The sequence below is a fragment of the Brevundimonas sp. genome (genome assembly GCF_044239655.1).
Classification (GTDB): domain Bacteria; phylum Pseudomonadota; class Alphaproteobacteria; order Caulobacterales; family Caulobacteraceae; genus Brevundimonas.
On sequence record NZ_JBIIAY010000197.1, the window covers coordinates 1 to 3,268 of the forward strand.

At 66.8% G+C, this 3,268-nt stretch carries 3 protein-coding genes, 1 tRNA gene and 1 pseudogene; 2 read left to right on the forward strand and 3 right to left on the reverse strand.

Features of this window, described 5'->3' with window-relative positions:
* A pseudogene (locus ACILQR_RS16165) lies at positions 1 to 574 on the forward strand (hypothetical protein); the annotation flags it as partial.
* Here the strand turns inward: ACILQR_RS16165 and ACILQR_RS16170 are convergent.
* Both ACILQR_RS16170 and ACILQR_RS16175 read right to left on the reverse strand, forming a co-directional pair.
* Positions 571 to 1,614 carry an LLM class flavin-dependent oxidoreductase gene (locus tag ACILQR_RS16170; RefSeq protein WP_395652391.1) on the reverse strand — a complete coding sequence of 348 codons (1,044 nt, stop codon included), beginning with the start codon at positions 1,612 to 1,614 and terminating at the stop codon, positions 571 to 573. The pseudogene ACILQR_RS16165 and the gene ACILQR_RS16170 overlap by 4 nt on opposite strands.
* Positions 1,611 to 2,576 (reverse strand): RimK family alpha-L-glutamate ligase, encoded by a 966-nt coding sequence (locus ACILQR_RS16175; protein WP_395652392.1) that lies wholly within the window; start codon positions 2,574 to 2,576, stop codon positions 1,611 to 1,613. Before ACILQR_RS16175 ends, ACILQR_RS16170 begins: the two co-directional genes overlap by 4 nt.
* A 113-nt stretch (positions 2,577 to 2,689) precedes the next feature.
* Here ACILQR_RS16175 and ACILQR_RS16180 point away from each other — a divergent pair.
* A tRNA-Leu gene (locus ACILQR_RS16180) sits at positions 2,690 to 2,774 on the forward strand.
* 3 nt (positions 2,775 to 2,777) lie between these two features.
* On the opposite strand, the gene ACILQR_RS16185 is transcribed toward ACILQR_RS16180, so the two are convergent.
* A partial coding sequence (locus ACILQR_RS16185) for a pectinesterase family protein (protein WP_395652393.1) occupies positions 2,778 to 3,268 on the reverse strand: 491 nt, incomplete at its 5' end.

Sequence of the window (3,268 nt, forward strand, 5' to 3'; positions counted from 1 at the left end):
GACCGACGGCCGCTCCGCTTTCGCCTTTTCGCCCGCCGCCGTCCTGCGGACCCTGCGCAAAGGCGGAACGCTCGATCTGGTCATCAAGTCACGAGAGGCACCCGACTGGGAAACGACGTTGGCACTTCCCACGGATGCGTCTGCCGTCGATGCTGTTCTGACCGCTTGCGGAGAAGAATTGTCGGACTTGATCGAAAGCACAGGCACTATCGTTTGGGCGGCCCCACCCAGACCAAATGCGAATGACTTCCCGTCCGAGGCCATCCGAGACAATCAAAGTGGCCAGGCTGCCGTCCAGTGCCGGGCGCGGGCGGATGGTCGCGTCGACTGTATCGTTGCTGACGAAGCGCCGGTGGACGAACGCTTCGGTGTCCATGCTGCGGCGCTGGTTCAGCGCGGATCGTCGGTGCGACTGTCCGACGGGGCGACGGGGCCGCTCGAAGGCAGGGTGTTCACAGTGCGTGTACCGTTCAACATCGGTAGCCGCAGCGGTCGCGCGCCACCCCTGGCATTTTCCGAGAGGATCGAGACAGAGGCGAGACCCTTGCTTATGCCCGAAGTGCCGATCCCCTAATTCGCCCGCATCACCTGCCTCGAAAATCTCTCCATCTCCTCGGCCTGGGGCGACATCTGCAGCAGGACCAGGTTCAGCCCCGCCGCCTCGAATTCTTCCATCCGTTCCCGGACGGTCTCGGGCGTGCCGACGAAGCCGGGGCGCAGGCCGCGGTTGGAGACAGAGTATTCGCGGATCTTCAGCTCCCGCTCCAGCTGGGTCCCCGAGAGCCACTGGTCGAAGTTGGCGAACCCCGCCGGCGGCGACCCATCGGCCAGGCCGGGGATGGTCGTGATCCGCGCCAGCTCGGCCTCGGCCTCCCTCTGCGAATCCCGCACGATCGAATAGCCGGCCATGCCGTATTGCATCGGCGGCAGGCCGAACGCCTCACGGCGTCGCCTCATGTCGGCGATCTTGTCGGCGATCACGGCCGGCTCGTCGCCGTGCATGACATAGGCGTCGCAATACCGGGCGATCAGGGTCTTGGCCGCCTCCGACTCGCCGCCGGCATAGATCACCGGACGAGGCCGCTCCGACGTCGAGACCGGCTTGGGCTCCACGATCGCGTCCTTCAGCGTGTAGAAGTCGCCCGCGAAATCCGTGGTCGGATCGGTCCAAAGCCGGTCCAGCACCTGGAGCCATTCGGTCGTCCGCGCATAGCGGTCGTCGTGCTGGTCGAACTGAAGCCCGTAACTCTCGGCCTCCTTGGCCCACCAGGACGAGACGACGTTCAGAGCCAGCCGACCGTTCGAGATCCGGTCGATGTTGGCCGCCTGTTTGGCGAACAGGGCCGGCTGGTGAAAGTTCGGCCGCACCGCCACCATCAGCTCGATCGTCGAGGTGATCGCCGCCAGCGCCGCCGCGCTCGACCAGGCGTCCAGGGCCGGCGCCTGGATCCCCTGGATGTCGTTGAGGTTCAGCTCGGCGATCAGGGTCAGGTCGTATCCGAGGTCCTCGGACCGGGTGACGATTCCCTTCAGATGCTCCCACGACGCCTGCGGCTCGTCGTCAGTGTTCCTCAACCAGCCACCGAAGACCGGGGCCCAGTATCCGTACCTCATGCCGCCGCCTTTCCGTTGACCGCGACCTTGGCCGCCTCTTCCGCCACGATGGCCATCAGCCAGTCGACCAGGACGTCATGCGGCTCGAACCCCAGCACCTCCATCGGCCTGGCCACGAAGTTCGACAGGGCGTTGATGTCGTAGAACAGCGCCGACCCGTCCCGGTCGTCGATCAGGTATTCGACCGAGCCGATCTCGAGCTGGCCCTCCGCTGCGATCAGCTCCGCCGCCGCGATGATCTCGTCCGGCGGCGTCACCCGCGTCATGGTCAGCGTCGGCGCGCCGGGCCGAACCAGACAGGCGTCGGCCGGGCACAGGTCGAAGGCGTCGCCGGGGCTCTCGACATCCAGCGCATACAGGAACTTGCCGGCCAGGGTCTCGACCCGCGTCACCTTGCCGTCCCGACGCGGGGCGTATTCCTGCACCAGCGAGATGCCGTTGACCCCGGCCGGACACCAGCCCTTGCCCGCCGCCACGGCCAGGTCCTCGGGCGTCTCATAGCGGGTGATCCCGGCCCCCGCCCCGCCGATGTCGGCCTTGACCAGGACCGGAAAACGCAACCCTTCAGCCGCCTTGGGCAGGTCCGCCTGCCGGTGTGCCGCCCGCGTCACGGGGCCCTTGAGCCCCAGCCGTGCGATCAGAGACAACTGCCGCGCCTTGGACGTATCGATGGGCAGGGCCGAGGCGTTGACCACCCGCGTCCCCTGCCCCTCCCAGTGCTCGAACAGGCTCTGGGCATAGAAGATCGGATGCTCCGGATCCCGCAGGAAGGACGACATCGCCACTCTGGAGAACACCACCCGCGCCGGTGCCGGCGATCCCGCCGGGTCGAAACTGTGCCCTGCCAGCGTGACCTTCACATAGGACACGCCCCGCCGATCCAGCGCCGCGAACAGCGGCTCGAACCACTCGGGATGCTCATAGACGATGGCGAGATCGGGCAGGCTGAACGCGTCGGACATAGGGGCCAGATGCGTTACACCCCGATGGAACGCAAGGGCTGCGCAAAAATTCGCGCTCCAAACCCGGGCTCAAGTAGCGCGACGCGCGATAGCCCACTAAGAGAAGCCTGCGGGCCCCGGTGGTGGAACTGGTAGACGCGCCGGACTCAAAATCCGGTTCCGAAAGGAGTGCCGGTTCGACCCCGGCCCGGGGCACCAATCTCAGGACAATGAGCCGACGACCGCCGATCGAGTGATTGCTGCCGCCTGGGCGGGCGTCAGCACCGCCCCACGTGAAAAGGCCGCCGCACCCGGCCCACGCGATGCATGGGTCGCAAACCGTGCGTCCTCGGGCTGAAGCATGGTGCGTGGATTTCCATCGCGCCCGGTGTACCACATCTCGGTGAAGCCGTCGGGCGCGATATGGTCGTCCATCCAGCAGTCGAGGAAGGTCGCGGCTCCCACCCGATCGGGGTCGCCATAGCGGCCGTCCGGAAACGTCTTCGTCGGACGCCAGGGCCGACCGAGATAGACCGAATGCCGGGCCGTTCCGTGATCCCGCGTCAGACGGCATCGATGGAAGACCAGGCCGAACGGCTGGTCCAGCGGCGTACTAGGCGCGGTGACGTATCCGTCCACGGGATCGACCGGCCGGGGCCGCGACCGGATCTCGCAGCCCTCGAACCAGACCCGACCCGCGCCGAAGATGAAGT

Bases quoted from the DNA above. Each gene is read 5' to 3' on its own strand.
- ACILQR_RS16170 (WP_395652391.1), bottom strand. From the start codon at position 1,614: ATGAGGTACGGATACTGGGCCCCGGTCTTCGGTGGCTGGTTGAGGAAC.
- ACILQR_RS16175 (WP_395652392.1), bottom strand. From the start codon at position 2,576: ATGTCCGACGCGTTCAGCCTGCCCGATCTCGCCATCGTCTATGAGCAT.